The sequence below is a fragment of the Paenibacillus mesophilus genome (assembly GCF_005938385.1).
Classification (GTDB): Bacteria; Bacillota; Bacilli; order Paenibacillales; family NBRC-103111; genus Paenibacillus_AB; species Paenibacillus_AB mesophilus.
This window is the reverse complement of the sequence record NZ_VCRA01000011.1, coordinates 191,655-217,630: the sequence shown is the minus strand read 5'-3', so window position 1 is coordinate 217,630 and position 25,976 is coordinate 191,655. Positions and strand designations below refer to the sequence as shown.

Annotated in this window: 15 protein-coding genes; 6 read left to right on the top strand and 9 right to left on the bottom strand. The window is 52.1% G+C overall.

What is annotated here, in order from left to right; translation table 11 throughout:
- Positions 1-79: 79 nt before the first annotated feature.
- Genes FE783_RS20790 through FE783_RS20780 form a run of 3 tightly spaced genes read right to left on the bottom strand, consistent with a single transcriptional unit; the run spans position 80 to position 3,746 of the window.
- A complete protein-coding gene (locus FE783_RS20790; protein WP_138881308.1) occupies positions 80-1,384 on the bottom strand; it encodes an ABC transporter substrate-binding protein in 1,305 nt (434 codons plus the stop codon).
- Positions 1,385-1,440: 56 nt separating this feature from the next.
- Entirely contained in the window at positions 1,441-2,436 is a 996-nt protein-coding gene (locus FE783_RS20785; RefSeq protein WP_138881307.1) for a Gfo/Idh/MocA family protein, read from the bottom strand.
- Between the two features lie 26 nt (positions 2,437-2,462).
- Positions 2,463-3,746: a Gfo/Idh/MocA family protein gene (locus FE783_RS20780; RefSeq protein ID WP_138881306.1), complete on the bottom strand. Its 1,284-nt coding sequence runs from the start codon at positions 3,744-3,746 to the stop codon at positions 2,463-2,465.
- A 498-nt stretch (positions 3,747-4,244) separates the two neighbouring features.
- Here FE783_RS20780 and FE783_RS20775 point away from each other — a divergent pair, with 498 nt between their 5' ends.
- The 3 genes from FE783_RS20775 to FE783_RS20765 all read left to right on the top strand — a co-directional run bounded on the left by FE783_RS20775 (position 4,245) and on the right by FE783_RS20765 (position 10,577).
- Positions 4,245-7,019 carry a DUF5110 domain-containing protein gene (locus FE783_RS20775; RefSeq protein ID WP_158301944.1) on the top strand — a complete coding sequence of 925 codons (2,775 nt, stop codon included), beginning with the start codon at positions 4,245-4,247 and terminating at the stop codon, positions 7,017-7,019.
- A 613-nt stretch (positions 7,020-7,632) separates the two neighbouring features.
- Positions 7,633-9,741 (top strand): hypothetical protein, encoded by a 2,109-nt coding sequence (locus FE783_RS20770; protein WP_138881304.1) that lies wholly within the window; start codon positions 7,633-7,635, stop codon positions 9,739-9,741.
- A gap of 224 nt (positions 9,742-9,965) precedes the next feature.
- Positions 9,966-10,577: an SGNH/GDSL hydrolase family protein gene (locus FE783_RS20765; RefSeq protein WP_138881303.1), complete on the top strand. Its 612-nt coding sequence runs from the start codon at positions 9,966-9,968 to the stop codon at positions 10,575-10,577.
- A 923-nt stretch (positions 10,578-11,500) separates the two neighbouring features.
- Here FE783_RS20765 and FE783_RS20755 read toward each other — a convergent pair.
- Positions 11,501-12,223 carry an MBL fold metallo-hydrolase gene (locus FE783_RS20755; protein WP_138881301.1) on the bottom strand — a complete coding sequence of 241 codons (723 nt, stop codon included), beginning with the start codon at positions 12,221-12,223 and terminating at the stop codon, positions 11,501-11,503.
- 279 nt (positions 12,224-12,502) lie between these two features.
- The gene (locus FE783_RS20750; protein WP_420799757.1) at positions 12,503-15,040 is read right to left on the bottom strand and encodes an adenosylcobalamin-dependent ribonucleoside-diphosphate reductase; all 2,538 of its coding nucleotides are present in this window, start codon (positions 15,038-15,040) and stop codon (positions 12,503-12,505) included.
- A gap of 581 nt (positions 15,041-15,621) precedes the next feature.
- Here FE783_RS20750 and dat point away from each other — a divergent pair.
- Together dat and FE783_RS20740 are read left to right on the top strand one after the other, a co-directional pair.
- Complete coding sequence (gene dat / locus FE783_RS20745) at positions 15,622-16,455, top strand: D-amino-acid transaminase (protein WP_138881299.1); 834 nt, start codon at positions 15,622-15,624, stop codon at positions 16,453-16,455.
- A 34-nt stretch (positions 16,456-16,489) separates the two neighbouring features.
- A complete protein-coding gene (locus FE783_RS20740; RefSeq protein ID WP_138881298.1) occupies positions 16,490-16,840 on the top strand; it encodes an MmcQ/YjbR family DNA-binding protein in 351 nt (116 codons plus the stop codon).
- A gap of 198 nt (positions 16,841-17,038) precedes the next feature.
- Here FE783_RS20740 and FE783_RS20735 read toward each other — a convergent pair whose 3' ends face one another.
- The 4 genes from FE783_RS20735 to FE783_RS20720 all read right to left on the bottom strand — a co-directional run bounded on the left by FE783_RS20735 (position 17,039) and on the right by FE783_RS20720 (position 23,696).
- The gene (locus FE783_RS20735) at positions 17,039-19,198 is read right to left on the bottom strand and encodes an SGNH/GDSL hydrolase family protein (RefSeq protein WP_138881297.1); all 2,160 of its coding nucleotides are present in this window, start codon (positions 19,196-19,198) and stop codon (positions 17,039-17,041) included.
- Between the two features lie 62 nt (positions 19,199-19,260).
- Positions 19,261-21,141, bottom strand: coding sequence for a glycosyl hydrolase family 28-related protein (locus FE783_RS20730; RefSeq protein WP_138881296.1), 1,881 nt, complete (start codon positions 21,139-21,141; stop codon positions 19,261-19,263).
- 225 nt (positions 21,142-21,366) lie between these two features.
- Entirely contained in the window at positions 21,367-22,353 is a 987-nt protein-coding gene (locus FE783_RS20725; protein ID WP_138881295.1) for a hydroxyacid dehydrogenase, read from the bottom strand.
- Between the two features lie 35 nt (positions 22,354-22,388).
- Positions 22,389-23,696, bottom strand: coding sequence for an ABC transporter substrate-binding protein (locus FE783_RS20720; RefSeq protein WP_158301943.1), 1,308 nt, complete (start codon positions 23,694-23,696; stop codon positions 22,389-22,391).
- A gap of 532 nt (positions 23,697-24,228) precedes the next feature.
- On the opposite strand from FE783_RS20720, the gene FE783_RS20715 reads away from it, so the two are divergent.
- A complete protein-coding gene (locus tag FE783_RS20715; protein WP_158301942.1) occupies positions 24,229-25,593 on the top strand; it encodes an extracellular solute-binding protein in 1,365 nt (454 codons plus the stop codon).
- Positions 25,594-25,976: the final 383 nt, after the last annotated feature.

Genomic DNA, 25,976 nt, shown 5'->3' with positions numbered 1-25,976 from the left:
TTACATCACCGAAGTTTTGCAAAACGGTTTGCATTCGGATCGCCGAGACAACTAATGCTGGAAAGCTTGGTTGGCGGTCCTACTTGCCTTTCTTCGCATCGATTTCTTTATTCGCTATATCTTCGGCTTCGCGAAGAGCACTATTGATGTCCATGATGTCCTCGTTAACCTTTTTGATCGCCGCATTTAAAGAAGGCTGGACGAGTGCATCAACCGACGAGGCCGTGAACGGCGACGCAAAGTTGCTTTTGAAAACGCTTTTCACATTTTTCCCTTGTAGCGACTTCATGCCGCTTCCATACATCTCTTTTATTTCTGGATCATTTAATGCAGTGAATCGTCCGCGACTCGTCATCAATTTTTGATTTTCTACACCCGTAAGCACTTGAATCGCCTGGAACGCCTCTTCCTTATGCTTGCTTAACGCCGAAACGATGAGGAAATGACCCGAAGAAGCCAAACTCGTGTTCGGACGCTCCTTGTAGCTCGGAAACTGGGTCAGATCCCAATTGAATTGTCCAGGCGTGCCGTGTAAAGCTTCCAGAGCGGCAATTCGTGCATCGTAGCCCGTAACCATTGCGACCGACTGTTCTTTTAAGAAGTGATCACCAGTGCCGCCCATATTGCCCGGAATATCATTAATGTCTTTCACTAATTGGAATACTTTTTTCCAGCCTTCCGTTTGTACGTTCGCTTTACCGGTTGTCGGATTGACGTAGGCCAGGGAAAGCTGAGTGCTGAGATCCAGCAGACCGTTAGTAAACAGCCCTCTGTATTGAACGTTGTCCGACATCCTCGTCATCCTTTTGGCTAGAGAAAGCGTATCGTCCCAGGTCAGGCCCTCCTTCGGATATTCGACTCCAAACATATCGAAAAGGTCTTTGTTGTAAAACGTGGCAAGGAAATTGAGAGAGAATGGGAGTGCATATACTTTATCTTTGCTGCCGTACATTCTGGCCGTTTCCAAAGCCTGCGGATCAAATTTGGTCAAATCCACCTTATATTTTTTGACGAGCTCCGTAAGGTCGTAAGTCGTTCCCAAATCGCGATGGATCGTAATTCTCGGATACGTCGTCAGTACGAAGTCGGGGAAGTCTCCGGCTCCGATCATTTCTCCCAGTCCTGTATTTCCTCTCGTGTTTCCCCTATATTCAACTGTAATATGCGGATACTTCGCTTTAATCGGCTCTTTCACCAATTTTTCGATTTCCTCATCCGTGATCGCCGCACCATCCACCAAAAAGACGAGAGTAACGGGACTCGGGGGCGTAGTCGGATCAGGGGTTTTGCTTCCTTCCTTGTTTCCGTCGAAATCACCTCCGCAAGCGCTTACAGTAAGTGCAATCATTATCGAAGCAGTAGACACGGCGATACTTTTCTTCAACTTAGCAACAGTCCTTTCTGTAATAGTTGTTGCAGTCTTTTACTAGACCATGTATGTTACTGTGAAGTGATCTTCAAATTTATCGGCGTCCCTTGGTGCCTGTACATGGACCATATGATTTGATGGGATTTCATTGCTTCGTAGCCATCTGTCAGCGGTTTGTGTCCACTCCGAATGCAATCCAGGAAATGCTCCACTTCAGCCAGACAAATACGATTGGGATCAAGTTGGTCCTCATACAATGTGATGACTTCCGTGCCTTTTCTGACCACCAATTTATGCAGCCCTGATCTGAAGCTCAACTCGTAACATCCTTCTGTTGTATGAATTTGCAGCAAAGCAGGCGGATTCTTGTGCTTTATTCCCCAACTGCTCGTTATATGCGCCAATACGCCGCTCTCAAATTTAATGATTCCATGATGGGTTCCTTCACCTTCCATCCATTCGGTACCAAGACGCGTACCCAATCCCGCTACTTCAACCGGGTTGCCCAGAACAGCTTGCAGCAGGTCGATATAATGACAGCCGTGACTGAAAAGCACTCCTCCGCCCAGCTTTTCTTTATTGGCGAACCATGAATCGGGAGCCGGAGGCAAGTAGCCTTCAAGAAAACAGTTTGCATTCAGCGGTTTGCCATATTCCTCATTGGCGATTGCTTCTATCAAACGCTGTGCAGCTGGAAAGTAACGGACAATATAAGCAACCATGAGGACGACGTGACGAGCTTCTGCCGCATGTATTAATTCCCAGGCTTGTTCTTCCGAATTGGCCAGAGGCTTTTCCATCAAAACATGCTTGCCAGCAGCGATCGCCTTTAACCCCATTGGCAGGTGGAGATGATGTGGTGTGGCAATACTGATCGCCTCTACATCGTCAAGGGCTTTCTCCCAATCCGTTGTATAACCGCAATCAAGCTGTTCAGCAACTTTCGCTGCTTTCTTCTCATCCAAATCGACAACCCAGCGCAGATCGGCCTTGTCCGAAAGTGCATAAGCGCGAGCGTGGCCGAGTCCCATATTCAGCCCAACGACTGCTGTTCGAATTTTTGTCATGGTGTTTTTCCTCCCTATAACCGAATTCACTTGGTGAAATTTTCAAATAGCGACTCGTCAATCTCATTCAAACCATATTTACTTTTCGGGCCAGGATTGCGGTCGATCCAGCGGCCGTTGGTAAAATCGGGAAAGCAGACAGGATGACCGCCTAGCGCTATCGATTGTTCCGTTAGAACGGTCACCGCCATCCAGGAAGCGGTATCATACACGTCAATCGGAGGTGCAATATTCCTGGCGATGCTTTCGATAAAGGCTCTCATGCAAAGATAATCGGTTCCATCGTGTCCGCCGCGGATGCCAAGTTGAACATATTCCTTCCAGAGAGGATGGTCATATTCCTCACGATACTTTTGAAAAGATTCCCAGGTTTCCGTAGCGCTTCTGCCTTCGATATGAACAGATTGATTGTCTTCCATCCATAACCCTCTCGTACCCTGAACTCTTCCGGCCCGCGAATAAGGTCGGGGAAGGGTCGTATCTAGCGTAAGCAAAATGGTCTCGCCATGCGCGCATTGGATTGTTGTCGTCACAATATCCCCTTGAGCGAACTCGCGATGCGCCAGCTGATGATCTTTCCCGAGATTCCGGGTCGCCCAGTCACGAAGCCCTCTTGACTTGGAGGAAAGGGAGGAAAGGGTTAGAAATCGATTTCCTCTATTGATATTTAAATATTTTGCCACCGGACCCAACCCGTGAATGGGATAATTATCCCCTTTTCGATGCGAATACAGGGCAAACCGGTTATGTTTATTTTCTTCTCCCATCACAACCTGTCTTCTCAGGTCGTGTTCATAACCGCACTGGCAGTGGATCAATTCACCGAACAATTCTTTTTTTACCATATTCAATAATGCCATTTCGTTCCTTGCATAATTGCAATTTGACAAAATCATACAAGACTTCCCGCTGCCTTCCGAAGTTCGCACCAGATCCCAACATTCTTCCAGCGAGGCAGCCCCGCCTACCTCGATTCCTGCATGTTTGCCCGCTTTCATGGCAGCAATGGCCAGTTGTGCATGGCTTACGATAGAACTGGAGATGATCACCCCATCCAGATCGTCACGTGCCAACAGTTCTTGATAATCCTTGTAACCCTCCGCTTTCTCACGTCCTGCAGCGATTACAGCTTCCATACCGAGATGTAGCCTGTCTTCATAAAGATCACAGACGGCAGGAACTATAATATCCTCCATCTTCAGTAGCCTTCCGAGCAGCGCCCTGCCTCTGCTGCCCAATCCGATAACACCCAATCTTATTGCATCTTCTCCACATGCTTCTCTTCTGCTCCTTGTTTCGTTTGACAGCATGATCCCCTCCTTGACGAGTTATTGTAGTTCCGTCTTCGCTACATACACTTTTTTTCCAACCTGCTATAATTGTTTGTAATCGGTACCCCGTTGCTGCAATCCGAGTATAGCAAACTCAAAAATATCATGTACATGACATTACATAATGCAAGGATGGACTTTCATAACATCTTTGATGCCCTATGTGTTTCATGAGATTTCATAACAGTTTCTCGAAGCTTGCTAAGTTTTCCATCACCCGAGGGAGCTGGAAACGAACCTAAAAGAGCTTTCAAAAGATACTACATGAGGAGGATGCGTATGGAGGGAGCTGCGAATGTTCAAATTGCGCTGAGCAATGGTAGATGGATGAGGGTTCAAGCGATCGCACCCGGCACGTTTCGGATCCGAATGAACGATACTGGGAGTTTTCAGGAATCTCACCTATTTCGTTATAAAATTGTAAACATTCCCCTTCATGCGCTTCCTATTCACTCTGTACCCTGTGATGACGATATAATGATTCATGCCGAACAGGCGATCTTGCATATCGACGGGAAAGACGGACAATTTCGGATGCTTGATGGCGACGGGCATGTGCGGTTGCAAACGAGCTGTCAGCCTTGCTCCGCTGCGGCAACCGGCTTTGGGGCGCATTTCTTGCTGCATCAGGACGAGGCTTTGTACGGGCTAGGGAACATCGCCCCCGAACAGCTTGAGCGGCGCGGCTTAAAGGTGTCGATGCAGGTTGAAAGCAGTAATTGGGCAAGCGCCCCGATTCCCTTCCTGATGAGCACCGGGGGCTGGGCCATCATGATGAATACGATAAGCCCCCATACATTCGATATCGGAAGCGAGATTTACAACCGGCTGAGCATCGAAGGACAAACAGGAGAATTGGACATGTTTCTTTTCGCAGGGGAAAGCTTTGCCGAGCTGCTCCATGCGTACACGGATATTGCGGGAAAGCCGCAGCTGATGCCAATCTGGATGTATGGCTTTAACTTCTGTTCCCGTGAAAAGTCGGACGCCCGTGCCGTGCTTGACGACGCCATAAAATTTCGCAAGTCGGAAACGCCATGCGATCTGATCGGCATCAGTACGGACTGGATGGGAACAGCAAACGATTATTCGACCAACAAAAGCTGGAATCCGGAACGGTTCCCGATCGGTACGAACGATCTTTTGCGAAAGGTTTCGTTTATCGGCATTTTACACAAGCTAGGTTTCAAGCTAAGTCTTACTTTAAGCTGCGATTACGATCTGACCGTGCATGAGGAACACTTGGCCGCTAGCGAAAAGACGGATGAGGAAGGTGGTCAGAATGAGGCCTGGTACGATCACCTTCGAAAGTTTGTAAACGACGGGGTATCCGCTTTCGTACTGATTGCCCCAAACCTGGCCTCCAAACATCCCGAGCGAATATGGGGCAACGGAATGACCTCCGACGAGTTACATAACTTGTATCCTGTTTTGCTTGGAAAGCAGATGCACATCGGGTTTCGCGAACAGACAAATACGCGGCCGGTCATTCACCTGGAGAAAGGTTATCTGGGAATGCAGCAATTTGTCGTAAGCACGGCCGGTACGTTTTATAACGGAAGTCATGCTATTACGGCAATTTTAAATTATGGTCTTTCCGGACATGCGAACACGACGACAAATATGCACTTGATCACACGGGAAGGCATTCACGCCGATTTTTTGTTGTCATGGGCGAGGATTAACAGCCTGGAGCATTTTCATCATCCGGATTTTTTGGAGCCGTCGTTGCAAGATCTTTTCAGACGATACGCCCGTTTGCGCTACAGTCTGGTTCCCTATATATACTCGGCGGCGCATGTCGCGGCCCGCACCGGTATGCCAATTACGCGGGCAATGCCGCTCATGTACCCGGATGACCGAAATTGTCGGGATTTATGTCAGCAATTTATGCTGGGAGATTTTTTACTCGTCGGCGTTTATACCGACCACGTTTATTTGCCGGAAGGCAATTGGTTCGATTACTGGACAGGGGAGCGTTACAGCGGACCGCGGTCGTTAGACTGTCGCGTACCGCCTCAAGTAGGCGGGCCGCTGTTTGTGCGCGCAGGGGCGATTATACCGTTATGGCCGCCGATGGACTTTATCGGTCAGTTAGAAACGAAGGAGCTGATCATACATATTTACCCCAACGCTGATGGGGAGTTCGTTTTATACGAGGATGACGGCGCTACCTTTGAATATGTGGAAGGACGCTTGGCTCGAACGCGAATAACAGGCGAAGAAAGCCCCGACTCGATATCGGTGCGCATTTCGCGGCGAGAAGGAGCCTATACCGGAATGCCGCAAAAACGAAGCTACGAGCTGATCGTTCATACAGACCGCAAACCTGCTGCCGTAAAGGTCAACGGACAACGTCGACAGGATCAGACGAGGCGGGTCAAGGCAGACCCGGTCCGCAGTTACCGGTACGATCGCACCACTGGAACAGTGAGGTTGTATGTAGAGGAAGCCGAAGGGGAAGAAATCGAAACATGCATCGAGGTCATTCGTATCCCCATGAGCAAGATCGCTGCAAAACCCGTTACGGAAACGGATGCGACTGCAGGCGGAGAACACGACGTGGAAAACTCGGCCGACAGAACGTTCATCGCCGCGTTGACTACAGGCGAACCGGATGCTGCGGAAACGGCGATAACCGCATGGTGGAACTCGAAAATGAAGCATGGCAAGCCGGATTTCGCATGGCCTTTGCTCGTGATGGAGGGGTACCACCTGCTCGTTCAGCACGCGGCACAAAACGGATGGACGACAGCGGATTTATACAGTGAAAGAGCAGATCTTTCACTTGCGTTAACCCAGCTTCAAACATCAGCTCAAGGGTATGAGCTGCTGCGGAAGCTCGCGACCCATCTTGTCCGGTATGCAGAAGCGCGGCGTCCGAGCACGAAGCATCGCGTGATCGGCGAAGTACTCGCCTACGCGGAACGTGAGCCGGACCAGGATTTGTCTTTAAATGCGATGGCAGAACGTTTCTCGGTTCATCCGTTCCACCTGAGTCGTCTGTTCAAGAAGGAAACCGGACGCACTTATTCCGACTATATCATGTCCATACGGATGCAGCGGGCCAAAACCCTGCTGGAAGCCGGCTATAAAGTATATGAGGCGGCAGAACAGAACGGTTACAAGGATTCGGGAACTTTCTCAAGGGCATTCAGCAAATATTGGGGCTTCTCTCCAGCCAACTTCAAGTCTGGGAAGGGCGAAAGAATGCCTCCCGATAGATTGACTCGGACAGAAAGAGAGCTATAAGCTTTGGGGTCTCCCCGCAAAGTAATTGGAATTAGCTGCGAAGCAAAACTCCACTTTGCGGGGTTTTTATTCCCGTATCTACCTCCCTCCATTGCACAGCGCAATTTGAACATTCGCAGTTCCTCCGTACTTAATCCCCCTTCCTCCTCTCTACCTGTATGCCATACCTTCTTCAATAGTGATAGCAAGTTCGAGAACCTGTTATGAAATCTCATGAAAAACATATCGCTGCAAAAAATGTTATGAAAGTCCATCCTTGCATTATGTAATGTCATGTACACGATAATTTCGTGTTTGCTATACTCGGTTTGCAATAATGGCGGGAAAATAGCGGCCAATAAAGGCGGTTTTAATTAACGGAGGTGTTTCAAATGACTACAGAGAACGAAAATATTGTCGATGGAACTTCAACGCCCTCAAGCAAGCGTCTGAATCATTTCAACTATCCGGTTACAAGCGTGGTTGATTAGCAAGGAGATGTAACGGCCACTGATATTAGTACAGCCTTGCAGCTTGGAAGCGCCAGTTTATATGATAAGCTTCATCTCTTTGGCGAAGCCGTGCTTCTCGGTAGCAGCCGGCAAGTAAAAAAAGCGAAACGGTGGTGGAACGAATGGCAAATGAATCGATGAGCAGAAGACAACTGCTTGCAGCTTTAGGCGCGGCAGGCATCGGCGCTGTAGGCGCGTCGGTCGCGACAGCCGGTCTCGTCTCGGGTGCCCCTTATCCTGGTAACTCCGTCAGACGTCACGTATACGGGGGAAACGAAAATTCCGTATGCGATGATCCCATTGTCAGTGTGACCGTTCAAGACTTCATGAGCGAGGCTGAAATTGATGATTGCAAACTCGATACTCCGCTACTTGATCACAGCACAGCATTAATTAATTTCTTTTCTTTTATTCAAAATAACAAGTGTGTTTCTGCAGACTGTTCAGGTAACTTCAATCTATCACAAGCAATAGTTCTTAATGCTCCAAAAACAGATCGAATCCATTTTGATGCTACGATTTACGCCAAGGGTTCGGGCGGGGACCTTCTTACACTAAACCAGTGTAATCATATCGTAACAGAAGGCAAGCTGATGCTTACAACCGAGGCTACGCTATATAGTATGAAAACCTGGAATCGCGGCCTGGCTATCGAAAGTTCATCTTCTGCACAGTTTAACTGGTATCTTCGAGCTTTTGGATTTAAGTTTTGGAATATTGAAATAGGAAACTCAGGGAACAACAATAGTATCTCTTTGGGTTCTGTACGCTCTCAATACGGTGGCTCAACTTTATCTCAAAGATCACTGACTGTAACACAATTGAATACGGCAACAACTTCAGAATTTACTTACAGTATCGATCTGAACAATGAGAGCTATAAGAATCTTGGTTTTGTTATCACCGGTGCAGTTTACTACCCTGTTATCTCGCATGATGTAGTGAATAAGAAGATTGTAACACCTTTGATTAGCGGTTCCAAAACAAGCGTGCAGATTGTAGGATTCCACGTATCAAGAACATTTATAGCACGCACAGATAACCCGACAACGGCAGCGCCGTCGCAACGCTCAATCATCACATTGAATGAAGGTGTGGAGTTGCCTGCTGGTTTTGAACGTTCTGATTATGTGATTGTTGATTCATTAGCTTATCGAATCATGGGGTACGATAATTCGACTCTGCAATTGACAGTTTACCCCCGTATTAAAGATTATACGAAAACGGCGGGTCTTGTTCATTTTGCATTTGGTGGCGGTATTCGATTCAACGGATCAGATTCCAACTTGATCTTATGCAAGAAATTGAGCTTAACTGGTAATGCGATCGGTATTAGGAATAATAACTTCTATAGCGCTTCTATTGATTCCGTTGGAGCGGAGTTTAATGCGATTGCAGTTGGAAGCGGAGTATCACTAACGGGAGTTACCAAAAACAATAATCTTAGCAATGCTTATTTTGAGGGTAACGTATTCAATACAGTAGATTCATCAGCAGACACCGGTATTAATGTTATCAGCAATCCTATTGCGTGGGATTGGTCTAAATTTAAGCGCTTAATTCCGCTTGGTTCTACTGAAAACAATGTGACTACTTATTCAAAAACAGGGTTTGTTATTGTTGAAGACGGTACAACGTATAAAAAGCAACGAAATGCTTATGATGGAGCAGGAGAATCTTCACCATCAATAACACTTGGTCAAACAGAGCATGTTGTAGTTCGCGGCAATACTAACACTGTAAGCTTAAAAGATGATTTAACAAAGCGAACTATATTCGGTTATGTTGATATTTTCTTTAGTGTTATTGGAACACGAAGCAACGGAACAACAGATGGAGCAACACTAACTTTAAAATCGACAGATGGCTACACAATAAACGGTGTTGTTGGTGATCTTGTCATAAGTGGCGCAAGAAACGCTTTGATGGTACATGCTCGATTAATTTCCGGTAATAACTGGCAAGTTTCTGTCTATAAAGCATCTTATCAAGACGTAGTTAAGTCCATTGATATCCCGTCGATCCCTGCGAACGGAGTGCATACAGCGACGACAACAGTCGGAAATGCGCTATTGGGGGATAAAGTTAGTGTTAGTTTTGATGTCGATTTGCAAGGGTTAATTGTAACCGCTTGTGTTTCAAGTGCTGGAAATGTTCGTTATACATTGTATAACCCAACAGCCGCGGCGATCGATTTAGCATCTGCAAATGTTAGATTTAGACTAGAGTAAAACCGCATACCCCTTCAGTTGAGGTGTCGAACGCATTCCAGTAACAAAGATTCGGACCCGTCACCCGCGGGCAATTCCCATAGGATTCGCGCAAACGTCCGTGTCTGTAGCTGCAGGAAAGAGTGTTGAACGCCTCCTCGGCAAACGAGCTGTAGGTTCGATTCGCCTACCAAGTGGTAGGCTTGATTCAAGCGGTGATTAGAGATCGCGGGAGTGGTGAAGGGATGCCCTTGAATGGGGAAGGAAAATTGTGGGGAACGCTAGGAGATAGCCTTACTTCCGCCGGTAAGTATCAGTCGCTCGTGCAGCGCGCGCTCGGGTTTCGGGAAGTACTGAATTACGGCAGGGGCGGCTGCTCGATGACCGCCGGCGGAGACCGGGACTTTGGGGCGACGGTACACATCGGCAAAACGATTGATCCGGGGCTCGACTATGTGACGATTTTCGCGGGAACGAACGACTTCCGGCTTGATAAACCACTCGGAACCCCTGATTCGTACGATATTTATACTTTTTACGGAGCCTACCGGTCACTTGTCGAACATATTTTGACGAACAACACCGCCTGTCGTTTGAATTTATGGACTCCTCTGCAGCGGAACAAGGACGGCTTCGATACCGTCTCGGTGAACGCGGCGGGATGCCGACTCCTTGATTATGTGGAAGCGATTCGGGACATCGGGCATCAATACGCGCTTCCGGTTCTGGATTTGTACAGAGAAAGCGGCTTTACGAAGCTGACGCTGCCGCTTCTGACGGACGACGGCCTTCATCCGAACGAAGCGGGATACGCCCGGATCGCACAGTTGGCTTGCTCGCTCCTGTCGAGGATATAATCATTGAAAGAGCGGGGATTATTCCGCTTGCGTGGGCCGACCTTCCGTCAGTGACCGTTTGTAAAAAACGATACAGAAATCAGAACAGATTTTATTTCTTAACCCATGTTCGGTAACAAATCCACGCAACCGTATCGTAAATATCATCCTTGTGCAAAACAGGGATGTTGATTCTCTTGTCTAGTTCGTTTGATAATGTTGATTTTCCAGTTCCAGACATTCCCCTAAATAGACATATAACCACTCCCTAGACTTTTATTACAGGTACAACAGAGGCTGCCGACGTTTTTCCGCCGGCAGCCTCTCATGCAAGATGCTTACTGGATGCAAGCAGTTCTTTCCTTGCTTCAATAAGCCATGGGTGCACAACCTTTAGCTTATCCCTTTGTCCCCATACATGGTTTAGGTAAACCAATATCGCTCCATCCAGATCAAAAACCTCAAGTTTCTGTCGCATCATCTCCTGATATGGATGTTCACCTGGCGCTTACGGTGCCGCCCTGGCTCAAGCTTTCGGAGGCACTGTGGTTGCGGACATGAACTGTGTGCAATGACTTGAGCTTATAGCTGCAGGACACTTCATTCGGAACTGGAATTAGACAGGGCTTATACAGTGCGCTGGCATTAGCCAAAACCAGCTTTATTCAAGGAAAAAACAAGCTCGACACGTCTCTCTGAGGCGTGTTTTTTGCTACGTTTTGGGAGATCCGTGATTTCTGTCCTTGCCTGTTCAAACGGCGATACGGAAATGAACCTATCCTTACATGCCTCAGCCGCCGTCGCGTCATATCTGGAATAACTTGAACCATTAGAATTAGTAGTTCTGTCCCTTTGGCACCAGTAAATAAATAAATAAATACACCGGTTACTTGACCGGTTGTAACGAGCTCTCATTGTGAAGGGGGGAATATCTTCCGATAGCCTTATACGGGAGTGTAAATATAGGCGTCCCCGTATAAGGTGACTGCGCCCACACCAGGAAATGAGAGATGTGCTCCTGCAACATAGTAGTTAGGTTGAATTGCCCGACGAAACATTCTCTGTCGGCTAGCGCGTGCCTGCGCCTGATTGGTATCATACTCCCAGGTTAACTCTGGTCTGGCAAACTGAATGGACTGGACGTGAACGATATCCCCCCAAATCAGCAGGCTTTCGTCACCGCTTGATACCTCATACGCGGTATGACACATTTCATGGCCATGTGCTTCGAATGCAGTGATACTTGCACTCAGCTTGAAGCCATTCTCGATTGGCGTCCGGCGAGCTCGAAAGCGAGATAGCCTTTCAATGTTGTCAAACAGCGAAACTTCCTCTTTGGGAACAAAAAGCCGCTGGAGATTTGGGAACGCGTCTGAGCCATCGGCAGCTACCAACCCATTGACGTGGTCTTCGTGAGTATGTGTGAGAGCAACTGTTTCTATTTTTTCGCGCGCTACACCTGCTTCATTCAATGCCTGGAGCAGTAAGCCCATAGATGGCTCCCATGAATTCGCTGCTCCTGTGTCGATCAGGATGTATTGGTCGCGCTCGATGACAAGAAAAGCGTTAACAGAAAGTCGTAGCTTCCCTTCGATTAGTTCTACTTGTACCGGCAGTTCTGATTCAAAAGAACGGTTTCCCTCCCGACGCAATCGACTGGCAGGCATGTCAATATAGCCGTCTCGGAGGGCGACAAGACAACTGCATATCTAGCGTAGTTGATTCCAGCGTCGGCAATCAGAAGCTACGGTCTGACAATCGCGGAGGTTGTTGAAGAATTGAAAGCTAACAATTACAACTCATACAAACGTATTTTTATGCAGTTTAGTGTATAGAGTGATTGCAGTTTATTTTGAAACAAAAACTACAACTTATTATGAAATATTTACAGCTTTTGATGAAAAATCACAGAAAGAAAAGCCCGGGTTCCCCCGGGCTCTCCTCTCTTACGAGCATTTGCTATATCCGCAGTTCGTGCAGTTTTTGCAGCCTTCGCTGTTGACGAGCGAGGCGGTGCCGCAGGACGGGCACAGGTCGGTCGAGATGCTGCCGGAGTGGCTGTGCGGCTTCGCCGGTACGCTCTCGACGGTTGCGGTAATTTCCTGAGTCGCCGTGATGTATGGCTCGGACTCGTCGGCGCTGTGCATTTCGAGCGCTTTGGCGACGGCGTCGGCGATCGACTCGACGCGGTTCGCGCCGAAGCCGATGGCGCCGGAGCCGCCGATGCCTTTCAGGTGCTTCACGAGCAGCTGCACTTTGTCGCCATGGTCGCCGTAGCGCAGGAACAACGAGCAGACGCGGCCGAGCGCTTCGGACATCGCGAACACGTCGGAGCCGGCTTTGCCCACGTTCAGGAAAATCTCACTCGGCGTGCCGTTCATGTCGTTGATCGTAATGTACGCCATGCCGAACGGCGTGTTGAATTTATAGGTCGCTCCGCGGAGCGTCTGCGGGCGTTTCTTGTATTGCTTGTCGAATACTTGCTTCGTCTGCAGGTCGATGCCGGCGGACAGCGTGTCGGACAACTGCGTAAGCGCCGTGGAATCTCCGGACGGTGCGGCCGGCTGTTCCTTGACCGCCTGCACCGCTTCAGCCTTCGCTTCTTCCTTCTTCTCCTCTTTCTTCTCCGTCGACAACACCTGCACGTCGCGGCTGCCGTCGCGGTAAATCGTTACGCCTTTACAGCCGAGGTCGAACGCTAGCTCATACAGCTTCTTCGTCTCTTCGACGGTGAAATCGGACGGGCAGTTCGCCGTCTTGGAGATCGAGCTGTCGACCCAAGTCTGGATCGCCGCCTGTACGCGGATATGGTCTTCCGCCGACAAGCTCATCGACGTTACGAAATAGTCCGGCAGCTCCTCGTTCGGATGCTGGTCCTTGTATTCCTGTGCGATCGGCACGTACTGCTTGTCGTAGCCGAGCCGGCTTTGACGGAAATACTCGAAGGCGAAATACGGCTCGATGCCGGTCGACGTGCCGACCATCGTACCGGTGCTTCCCGTCGGCGCCTGCGTAATGACGGTAACGTTGCGCATCCCTTTTTTCTTGATGGAAGTGCCGACTTCCGGGAACGTCTTGGTCATTTGCTTCATGAAGCCGCTTTGGAGAAATTTATCGGCGTCGAATTGCGTAAACGAGCCTTTCTCCCCGGCGATGTCCGCCGAAGACAAATAAGCTTCCTTCGCCATGAAGCCGTACAATTTATCGAGAAAGACAAGCGATTCCGGGCTGCCGTAACGCACCTTCAGCTTGATCATCAGCTCGGCCAAGCCCATCGTGCCCAAGCCGACGCGGCGTTCGCTCTTCTGGTTCTTCTCGTTCTCTTCGAAATGGTAAGGTGTGCGGTCAATGACGTTATCGAGGAAACGTACGGAATAACGGACCGTCTTGCCCAAATCGTCCCAAGCGACGTCCTGCTTCTCTTCGTCGTAAAACTTCGACAGGTTGATCGCGGACAGGTTGCACACGCCCCAAGCCGGCAATCCTTGCTCCCCGCACGGATTCGTACAAATAATCGGGTTGAAGTACCAGCTGTTGGACATCTGGTTGTAATATTCCATGAACACGACGCCCGGCTCGGCGGAACGCCATGCGGATTCGATAATCGTATGCCATACCTCGCGCGCTTTCACGGTGCGGTACTGCTTTACTTTTTTGCCGAGAGACTTCCACTTGTCGAGGTTGCCGTCCCAAATTTCGTTATATTCCGGATCGGTAGTATCCGGGAAGACGAGCTCCCATTCAAGATCTTCCTTCACGGCTTTCATGAACCCGTTGCTGACGCAGACGGACAAGTTGGCGTTCGTAATTTGGCCCATCGTCGATTTGACGGTAATGAAGTCAAGCAGGTCCGGGTGCCAGTCGTTGATCATCAACATGAGCGCGCCGCGGCGGCTGCCGCCCTGCTCGATCAAGCCGGTCGTATAGCTGAACAATCCGCCCCAGGAAACGGCACCGCTCGAAGAGCCGCTTACTCCCCGGACAACGGATCGCCGCGGACGTAACGATGACAGGTTGATTCCGACGCCGCCCCCGCGGGACATGATCTCGGTCATTTCCGACAAGGTGGACATGATGCCTCCCCGGCTATCGTGAGGCGATGGGATGACGTAGCAGTTGAACAGCGTCAGCTCGTCGCTTGCGCCGGCCCCGGCCGCAATACGTCCGCCCGGTACCAGTCTCCAGTCGTCCAGAATGTAGCGGAATTTGTCCTTCCATTCCTTCTGCTTCTCCGGAGTCGCCTCGACCGATGCCATAGCTCCAGCCAAACGGTCCCACAGCTGCTCCGGCGTCTTCTCCTTCGTCAAAGTCAGTTTCTCTATGCTGGTTTCGAACAGTTCGCCGCTGCGAAGCCGAATCGTAACTTGTCTGCCCGTGCGTGCAACGACTTCCCCGACTTCCTTGCTGGGGAATTTCGGATCGTCCTTCGTCAGGACGAGAACCATGTCGCCCACGACCGTATTTTCCGTATCGGGGTCTTTCATCGCGTATCGATCGAGAAATATTTTTTCACTGAGTCCTTCCAGTCGCTTCACTTGAACCGTCTCCAATGGTAGCCCTCCCGGAATAATAAATTCAGGCGCATAAGTGCGATTAACGTCTAGTACAAGCCGGAGCCGTACGTCTTGCGGTCCCACTTTGTACTTGTGTATGCTATGTAAAGCCGCTCGCAACTTGTGTGCATTTGCCACAATATATTGGTGAGATTTTCATTATACAACACTATATGTTGTGTATCTATTGCGACGGAATCGGAATTGGGCGGGAAAAGTTGGACTAGCTTCGCGAAATCGACGTTTTTCTCTATCGATCTCCTTTTTTCAGACAAGACAGCCCCTTCAAGTTGTCGACATATTCCGATTATTTCTTGTATTTCGGCAATAATGCCCCCCGCAAAAACAGTCCGTTAGGCGGATGCGGAAAACGTTTTCATATGCATCAAAAAAAACGGCCTGCAGCTTGTTTTTGTCGGATTATTTTTGACTTCCCCTCTTTACATTGATACTATATTTCGTAGCATACCAGTTTGTTCGCAATGTTATTCCGCGAGACGAGGTGATTGCCCGTGATCTGGATCGACGACCGGTTAGTTCCCGAATCGTCCGCCTCCGTTTCTTATATGGACCGGGGCTACTATTTCGGAGACGGCATCTATGAAGTATTCCGCGTATACGGCGGACGCATGTATGAAGCCGATGCGCATTACGAGCGGCTCGAACGAAGCGCCAGGGAAATCGGTTTGAAGCTTCCTTACACGCGGAAAGAAACCGATGCCATTCTCGTTTCGTTAATCGAACGCGAGAAAGCGCGGAACGCCACTATCTATATGCAAGTTACGCGCGGTGTCGCTCCGCGCTCGCACGCTTTTCCGGCCGGAGCAAAACCCGTCATGATGGCTTATTGCAACGATACGCCGCGCCCGACTCCTACGATGGAGAAGGGGATCACCGCCATTACCCGGCCCGATATACGCTGGCTGCGCTGCGATCTGAAGACGCTGAATTTGCTCGGGAGCGTACTGGCCAAACAAGAAGCGGCCGAGCTTGGAGCGGACGACGTCATTCTGCACCGGGACGGAGTCGTAACCGAATGTAGCGCCTCCAATTTGATAATAGTCAAAGACGGCGCCCTGCATACTCATCCGGCCGACCATCTCATCTTGCACGGCATTACAAGAGCGGTCGTGCTGCGGCTTGCGCGCGAGCGGGGCGTCGAAGTGCGGGAGAGGCCCTTTACGCTGGAGGAGCTCCGGAAAGCCGACGAAGCGTTCTTAACTAGCACGATTATGGAAATAACGCCGATCGTGCAAATCGACGGATTGCCGGTAGGCGGCGGAGAACCGGGACCGTTTACTCATCGGCTGCAGCACGACTTCGAGGCGACTATCCCGCATAACTGAGAAACATTTTCCGGATAAGGAGGGCTGGCCGCCCATGAACAAACAGGAGCTCGCGGCATATTGCTTGACCAAGAAAGGCGCGCGGGAGGACTACCCGTTCGGACCGGATCCGCTCGTCATTAAGGTCGGCTCCAAAATGTTCGCCCTTCTCTCCGACCATGAAGGATTCGACAATATTGCGCTAAAATGCGATCCGGAGACGGCTTACTTGCTTCGCCAGCAGTACAGCGCGGTCAAGCCCGGCTATCACTTGAACAAGCAGCATTGGAACACGGTCGTGATCGACGGAACGGTGCCCGACGATGAACTTCGCGACATGATCGACCATTCCTATGCCATTGTCGTTCGCAAATTGACCCGGGCGGAGAAGGAGCTGCTGGCTTAGCCGGATTTATTAGGGAGACCCCGAATACCGGAAGTTTTTCTTGGTTCAGAATGTCGCTGTTCTCTTTAATGCTTTAGCCAACTTAAACATCTTGATACGTCCAAAAAACGATTTCCCGGGCAGCCGGGAAATCGTTTATTTGCTGTGCGGCGGTTCCACTCTTATTCGCACGCAGCACAAGAGTGGTTTGAAATCAAATCAATCACCCCGGCTCCGAGCCGCTTCCGGCACCATCCGTTCGAGAAGGGCCTTCACCTGCCGTCCGTACACTTCTTTGCCGCCCGACAAGTTGAGGTGGGCGTCGTCCAAGCTCCACTTGGCCGTTGAAACGCTCGCCTCGATTCGAGCGCCCCGTTCCGGTACGTCCCGCGTAAAAACAAGGCGCAAAGGAATGAACCGGTATATCATCTTCGGATTGCGGCTTCTTCCGTTCCAGTCCTCGATCGTCAGCTGCCCGGGCTCGAGGTCGTTCCGGAATGCGATGGCGAACCCGCCCTCGATGCGGCAGCCGTCGCCGTACCGTTCCCGCCCGTTCACCTTGACGGACCAATTGCGCAGTTGATAGCCCGCTTCTTCCACCACATCTTTGCCTGTAGAGGAGAGCAGCGGATAGTCGGCCTCCCCGGTCGACGTTACAGCCTCTTCGGGCCCGATATAGGCCCGTTTGTCCCGCTGCTGTTCGTACTGCCATTCCAGCAGCGGACGGTAGATATCCACCCGCTCGCAGCCGTTCCGTTCGGCTATGAGCCTGATCGTTTCCGGATACCCCGTCAGCAGCCGGGTATTGAAGTTGCTCAGCCCGGTTTCGAATAACGCGATGCGCGTCTGCGGACAATCGCTCCGGATGCTCCTGATCATCCGCTCCAATGCCGCGACATAACCGTCGACCCGCTTGATCCGCACCGCCTGCCCCGCATAACCACTAACCCGCGGAGTAACATCCGTAGGCACAAGCGGCTCGTCGAACAAAGCGGTGCGAGAGACCGGGTCCCAGCTTACGATGAGCCGGCTCTGCACATTTCGGTTATCCCCGTAGTAATCGCCGATTACTACTATGTCTCCGCTCTTCACATCGTCGAAGTCGGCGCCGGAGCCGTCGATGCTTACGCTTCGCTCGGCCACATCCGCGATGAGCAGCTCCGCCGTATCGACGCTGTATCGGTCAGGCCCCTCGCAGCGGCAGTTGCGTACGAAAAGAACCGGCAGCCGGCGAACGTCCGCTTCCTTCAGTCCTTCCACCCGCCGACTGGCCGCGAATCCGTTGCCCGACTCCCAATCGTCGTTCGTGCCCAGTCCGATGAAGACGATGTCCGGCCGCCAAGCCGACAGCCGCCCCGTACTGCGCAGCCCTTGATCGTTGTTGAACAAATTGGCCGTCCAGCCGCCTATACCCGCGTTCATGATCGGATGAAACCGGTTCGTCACGAAGTTAAGCAGGAAATACGGCTCGCCCTCCTCGCCGCCGCGCGGATCGAAGCCGCGAATTTTCAGCTCGAACGTACGCTCTGCGGCATGCGGGAAACGCCATGTCCGGACAGCCCGTTCATCAGTCGCGCGAAAATCGAGCCCGCTGCTCACCGCGACCGGCCGCGCCGGATCGAACGCCACCCCGCCCTCGCCATAGCGGCTCTCGAGCGGCGATCCGAGCCGCTCCATCGTTTCGCCTACGGTCGTCTTCGCATAGGCAACCGTTTCTCCGAACCGGAAAGCCGCCTCTATAACCGTACCCTTGCCAGGCGGCTCGCGGAAACGGAGCGCATGGCGAACCTCTGGCTCCCCGCTCCGCCCGGGCGAATATTGACGAATGACTCTGTAATCGAGACTCGCCGGAAATGCCGCGCCGTAGCCGCGGCTGTTCAGCTCGCCCGAAACTTCGCGACCGTTCACGGTGACCCGGTGCGCGTAGGTGAACGGACGGCCGAGATCGAACGCGACCGTCTCTCCGTCCGCTTCGAAACGGACGACTTCCTCGCCGGACGAAGCATCGTTGTAGTTCGTAAACGTGTCGTACAGCTCGCCATCCACATACAAGTCGATCAGCGCCGCCGAGTCGTTCCCCCGTTCCGACGCCTGTACGACGCTCAACTCGTCGCCGGTTAACCGGAACGATGCTCCGCTCCCCGCCCCGGTCAGCAGGACCGCGCTCTCTCCGTAAAACTTCCGGCTGCGGATCGTCTCCGCATTCCCGGCGATCGTCAGCCGGTCGTGCATAATCGTCTCGGCGAACGTCTCGCGTATGTAAGCATCCGCTTCTCCGACGAAGCCATCGTCAAGCATACCGTCGACCCATGTGATGCTGTCTCCCGCAAAGGCGATCCGCATCGCTCTCGGAAGCGTCCGGTTTTGTCGCTCACTCATGACACCCAATCCTTTATCCCGATATGATCGGCGGCCGGGCGTCTAAAGTCCCCTGGCCGCCGTCAGACGAGGCTGCCGTCCGAGTCGCTCGTCGGCGCCCCGTTCTTCATGCGCAGCTTGCCGGTCGCATCGATCCACAGATGATAAGTCCCCATAATGAGGTGCGGTCCGTTCCATGTCCCGCCGATCGTCACGTTGCCGCTGAACGTTTGATGGAACGCCCCCGTATAGACGGCCCCGTTCAGCCTGTTCTGGATGCGAACCTTCGGCTCGTAAGCGCTTTGGTTCCATACTTCCCGGCCCGCGTACGAAACGTATGCGCCGCCGCCTTCAATGATGTTGTTATCGAGCAGAATGATGTTATTATTGCTGTCAAGCTTCGTAATCCGGACCGCGGTAAACCAGTTCGGCCACTGGTTGTTCGTATCGGTCGCAAAGACGCGGCTGTTCTCGAGCGACAAAAATTTGACCTCGTCGTCGATAACGACGATGTTCGAGCTGTTCCCGGCATGGATGTTATCGATCGTAATCAAGCCGAGATGGTTGCTTGCCAACAAGCCGACGTCGCAGCCTTCGAAATGGCCTCCGTTCATTTTGACTTCCTGCGCGCACCATCCGCTCAGGACCGCTACCGTCCCTTGGAGCACCGTATCGCCGACCACCGGTGCAACATTTCGGTCAAGCGTAATCGTGCTGCCGCTCACGGCGGTTATCAAGGCGGGGGTAAGCCGGTTCTCGCTGCCGACGAGCGCCACCTGTCCGCTCTCGAAGCGGGTCGGGTCCGTCAGCGTCACCTGATTGGCCGCAGGCGTCGAGGCCACTATCGTCTGGGCATATTTTACTTTGCCGTCCTTGACGTAATTTCCTCCTTGCCAGGCGACGAATTTCGCGTTGGAGATAAGCGTCGAATTGGCCATGGAGCTGCTTCCCCGGCCGATCAGCAGCCCGTGGGCACAGTACATCCACAAGCAGTCGAGGAAATGGTAATTGCCGACGTTCAGGCTCTGGCACGGCAAATCTACGCCATAGCCTTTCAGGAAATGGGTGAAAGCGCAGTTCGTGAACGTCAGCTCGAAGCCATTCTCGATTTTCAAGCCCGAGCCGTTGTAACCGCTGCCGCCTTCGAATGCATTCGAATTTTTGAACACGACGTTCGTGAACCTCGACGATACGAGCTGCTTCGCATAGACGAGCGGATTGTCGCCCGCAAGCCGGTTGACGTTGTTCTTGATCATCAGGTCGCGCAGCTCGAAGTTGTGCAGCGAGACCGTCGTCGTCGTGCCTTGCTGAATATCCAGCATCGGAGCGTACGTAGCGTAATTCATCAGAATGGAAGCTCCGTAGCCGTCACCTTTGATCGTAATGTATGGCTTGCGCACCGTCAATCCCGTAACCCGATACTTGCCTGGAGGAACGTAGACGGTGCCTCCCGTTTTGTCGACCGCATAATTTTGCGACGCCTTATCGATCGCCGCCTGGAACGCGGCGCTGTCATCCGCGGCATTGTCACCCTTCGCTCCGAACCATTTAACATTGTACACATTCGCCGGAAACCGTCCCGTCGACCGTTTGAACCGTTTGCCCGAAACGGATACGAACACGGTTCCGTTATCGTCGGCTGTCGCGGAATCGGCCGGGTCGAAATAAAATTCGCCCTCGCGGCCTGCATCCGTTACATAATAGATCGAGCCCGCGAGTGCCGTCACGGAATCGGACCGCAGCTCGGTTATCGTCATCGCAATCGCTCCACAGCAGTCGTTGCCGTGGCCGTACACCGCTCCCGTCACCGATTTCCCCAGGGCGACGCCTTTCGGCAGCAGCATCGCGGCTCCGGCCGCCGCCAGCGTCCCCGCGCCCAGCGCGACGAGTGCCTTGCGCCGGCTCACCGGACGCGCCTGTACGTTCTCCTCGTTTGCTTGGCCGTTCGACTCCTTGTCCATCATTCTCCATCCCCGCCTTCCATAATAGTAACGAACGGAACATTCGGACTGCCGTTCGGGCACTGCCGTTCGACTGAAACAGCAAAACTTAACGGTCCCCGAAAAACGCTGATATCCCGGCACCCCCTCCTTTCCTTCGATCGGAGCGCAAGCTCCGTGCGGACCGTCAGGCACGGCCAAGCCGTGCCAACGGATCGCACTCTTGACTATTTCGCGGCTTTCCTTGCCTCAAGCGAGCAGATTCAATTGTTCCGCCAGCACTTCGCCGCTTAACGGTGAGCCATGCACGAACGCGTCCAAATCGCGGATCACCGATTGGGCGATGCGAGCCAGCCCGTTATTGACCGCACCCGCGATGTGGGGCGTAAGCACGACGTTCGGCAGCTGACGGAACGGGTGACCGGGAGCCGGAGGCTCCGGATCGGTCACGTCGAGGCAAGCGAACAAACGGCCCTTCGCAAGCTCCGCGACCAAAGCGTCCTCGTCGATCAGTGAGCCTCTCGCCGTATTGATCAGAACGCAGTTGTCTTTCATGAGCGCCAGCTTCTCGGCATTGAACATATGGCGCGTCTCGGGCAGCGACGGCACATGGATCGAGATGACGTCGCTTTCCGCCAGGAGCTGCTCGAACGAGACTTTGCTCGCGCCGAGCTCCTTCGCTCTAGCCTCGCTTACGAACGGATCGTACAGCATAATGCGAACGTCGAAATTGCGCAGCAGCTTGATGTAATGCGAGCCCGCGCGCCCTGCGCCGACTACGCCCACCGTGACGCCGTACACTTCGCGTACGCGGTTGACGGGGCCCCAGCCTCCCGACCGCATCCCGGCGCTCAGCCTCCACATGTCTTTGAGCGAAACGATCGTATAACCGAGCGCCGTTTCCGCCACCCCTCTGCCAAGCGCTTCCGTCGCGTTCGATACGCGAATGCCGCGCTCCCATAGCCCGGGAGTGACGACCGGCTTCACCGAACCGGCGGCATGGAGCACCAGCTTAAGCCGCGGCGCCCGGTCCAGTACCCGTGCCGTCAATGACGTATTGCCCCACGACGTAATGGCTACGTCGGCTCCTTCGATCAAGTCAGCGATATGTTCTTCGCGTTGCATTCCGCTCGCCTGGTTGAGGACGACTTCGCCGAACTTCCGCAGCTCGTCCAGATGGCTTTCCCGGAAAATCCGTTCCCTTTGTTCTTTGCTTTGCAACAATACGATTTTCATCCGAACTCCTCCGGTTTGCTATATATTGGATCCGTCTATTTGCCCTGCTTCGCCTTAATCGCCTGGTTCACTTTCTCTTCGGCGTCCCTAAGCGCCGAATTGACGTCTTTTTTGCCTGCAAGAAACTCTTTGTATTCGTTCAACACGATTGCATTGGCGTCTCTGTAAAATCTGGAAAACTCGGGAGCGTCCGCCGGCTTGCTTTTGAAGATGGCCTGGGTGTTCTTCCCTTTCAGTCCCGCCTGGTCCGCGCCGAAATTGTCCTTGAACTTCTGGTCCTTAAGCGGCGATACGCGGCCGGTAACCCGTACGGACTCCATCTGCACCTCGTCGGACATGAGCACCTCGATGACCTTGAACGCCTCTTCCTTGTACTTGCTCGTCTTCGGTACGGCTATGACGTGCAAATCGTACATCCCGTATGTGTTCGGCCGGTCTTTGTAGCTCGGGTACTGCGCCATATCCCAGTTCAAGCCCGGAGCGTCGCGGAAGAAGGAAGTAAAATTGCTGGTCGCAAGCATGGCGATCGTCCGGTCTTTCGGAAATACGGTCAGGAAGGCGCCCTGCTGCGCGTTGCCGGGAATATCGTTGATCGTCTTGCCCATCTCGAATACGCGCCTCAACAAGTCGTTTGCATTGAAGTTCGCCGTTTCCGACTTCGGATCGACGAGATTGAGCGACAGCGGGAACATCATGCGGACATGGCCGTCCGGATCGAGACCTTTGTACTGTACACCGCCTTCGTTGCGCGTCAGCTTCTTCGCGAGGTCGATCGTTTCGTCCCACGTCATGCCGTCCTTCGGATAAGCGACGCCGAATTTGTCGAAGATGTCTTTGTTGTAATAAAGCGCGTTGAAATTGACGTTGTACGGGATGGCGAACAAGCCGCCCTTCGATACTTTCCGGACCGCATCCAGCGCTTTCGGATCGAAACGGTTCAAATCGAACTTGTTCGACTGGATAAGCGGCGTCATATCCTCCATATAATCGAGCATGTTTTCCGCCGGTATTCCTCCATGCCATACCGTAACAAGGTCGAGCTGCTGCTTCGTGGCGATGACGTTGTCCATCGCGTTGTTTTGCTTCGTCAGCCGCTCTACCGTAATGTGCGGATATTTTTTCTTGACCGGGTCCGTAATCAAACGTTTGAAATCGTCATCCGTAAACACCTGAGTGTCGTACATTTTGAGCGTTACCGGTTCCGGCGCCTTCTCCGCCGGCTTCGTCGTCTGGGCCGCCCCTCCCTCCGGGCTTTTCGTTCCCGTGGACGCTCCAGAGCAGCCCGCGAGCAGGAGAAATGCGGATACAACCGAATACGCAACCGTTTTCTTCATCGTCTCCATTCCTTTCGTCTCCATTTTTGCAACCGTTTACATAAAACTTGCTTGCCCTTCCTGCCTCCAAGCGTCAAACTTGGACAACAGGCTTGCCGTGCCGAGTCGCCGATCATTTCCGGCGTCAGCGGAAGCTTGCTCTCTTGCCGGATAAAGCGTCCCCTTTCTGCATTGCTATGGTAAGGACCGGCTTCCGTTGCCGGTGCCAGTCTTGTTCCCTCGGTGAGACGAATGTGCTACTCGTAAACCATTGTTTATAAGTGAACCAATATGCAAGGAATTTTGGTTGTATTTGATAAAACAAAATCATCTGGTTCACTTTTGATTATATTTTCCACTTTTCGATCTGTCAACGAAATATTTCGGCGCATAAATTCAAATAATCGTCCCTAGCGATCACGGGATTCTTATGCCGAAGCACACTTCAATAGGATGGACTTGCGTTCGAATAGCGGATATGTTTAATTATAAGTATACCAATCAGATCATTGTACGCTCTGCCCTTGACTGTATGGCGACAATAGCCGGAGGAATTACGATCATGCCGAAACGGACGACTTCCAGAAACCGCTTGGACGAAATGGTGGCTACGATACAAGAAGACATTTTGACGGGGAGACGGGCCGAAGGAGAGTTTCTCCCTTCCGAGCTGGATCTCGGCGAACAATATTCGATCAGCAAAAATACGGTGCGCAAAGGGCTCGACCGGCTTGTTGCCGACGGCTTCATCGAGAAAGTGCCGCGGATCGGCGCCCGCATCATCCGCAAAAAACAGCCAACGGGCGAAGTGCTCCGTTTCGGCTACTACCCGACATTGGATGCGGAAGTGCAGCTGCTGGAGCTGGTAAACAAGTTCAACGAAGAGAATCCGGACATCCAGGTCGAGCCGATTCCCGTCAGCTATCCGCGCAATCATGATGGGATAGGGAAATATTTGAACGAAAGCATGTACTTCGACGTGCTGACCTTCAACATGTACAATTACGAATATGTCCGCAGCGACGCCCCCGAGAAAAGCTTTCTCGAGCCGCTCGCCGCCCGCGACGATATGTATCCGTTCCTATGCGCCCCGTTCTCGAGCGGCGGGCGCCAATATGCGCTCCCTTTCGTCTTCACGCCTGTCGTCTTGTGCTACAACAAAGAGCATTTTCGCGAGGCGGAGCTATCCGAGCCTCACAGCGGCTGGACGTGGGACGATTTGAGCGAGGCCGCCGACAAGCTGTCCGCAGGCTATGACCGGCTCGGCTTCTATTTTCACCTCATGTCGGAGAACCGCTGGCCGATCTTCCTGCTGCAGAACGGGGTGCGGTTCGAGAGAAATGAAGAAGGCAAGTACAAGCTGCGCGATCCGCTCATCCGGGAAGCTTTCCAGACATGTATGAATATTGTCAGCAAACATTTCCCGTCCCACCTGTCGGAGAACGACTCCGATGCGGTAACGCTGTTTTTGCGCGGCAAGGCGTCGATCATCATGGCCAGTTACTCGTGTCTGAATGCACTGAAGGGAGCAGACTTCGAATACGATGTCGCGCCACTCCCCCATCTGAAGGAGCTGAGAACGATGCTCGTCATCATCGGGCTCGCGATCAACAAAACGTCGATGCACAAGCAAGCCGCAAAACGATTCGTCGATTATTTGCTGTCGTACGAAACGCAGCTCCACATCCGCCGCAATACGCTCAACCTGCCGAGCGTGAAGCGCGCCGCCGAATGGATCGGCGAAGAAGCCGGACGCCGGCCTTACCGGTACCACATGTACCGGGAGCTCGTCCATACGTTCCGGCTGTCCTCGGACTTGAACTGGTCGACGAGCGAAATGATGGCGATCCGCGACGAATTGCGCTACTATTGGTCCGGGCTCGACGATCTGGATACCGTTCTCGAAAGGCTGGAGGAGAAGCTATAATTTTGCATAAGAAAAACGTCTATCGACGTACTTCAAGGATGAGCGACCGCGATTTAGAGGAAGTTTTTCTTGGTATACAATTTATTCTTTTCGTTCAAAGGTCCGAAAATTTATAAATTCTATAGCGTTCAAAAACAAACGGAGCCGCTTATGCGCGCTCCGTTCTTTCTTAAGTGTGCCTTGCATACATGTACCGAGCCGTGATCCGGCACTTTTGAACCGTTCCCGCTCCCGCAACTGGAGAACATGCCGTTACTTTTTCGATTTCTTAGCTTCCTCGGGTAGTTAACTGGAAAACCTGCAGCATTTTTTATCGAATTTGCTAATTGGGCCCGATTCCGGCGAATATAGCTGCAGGTTTTCCCGTTAAACCGACCGACATC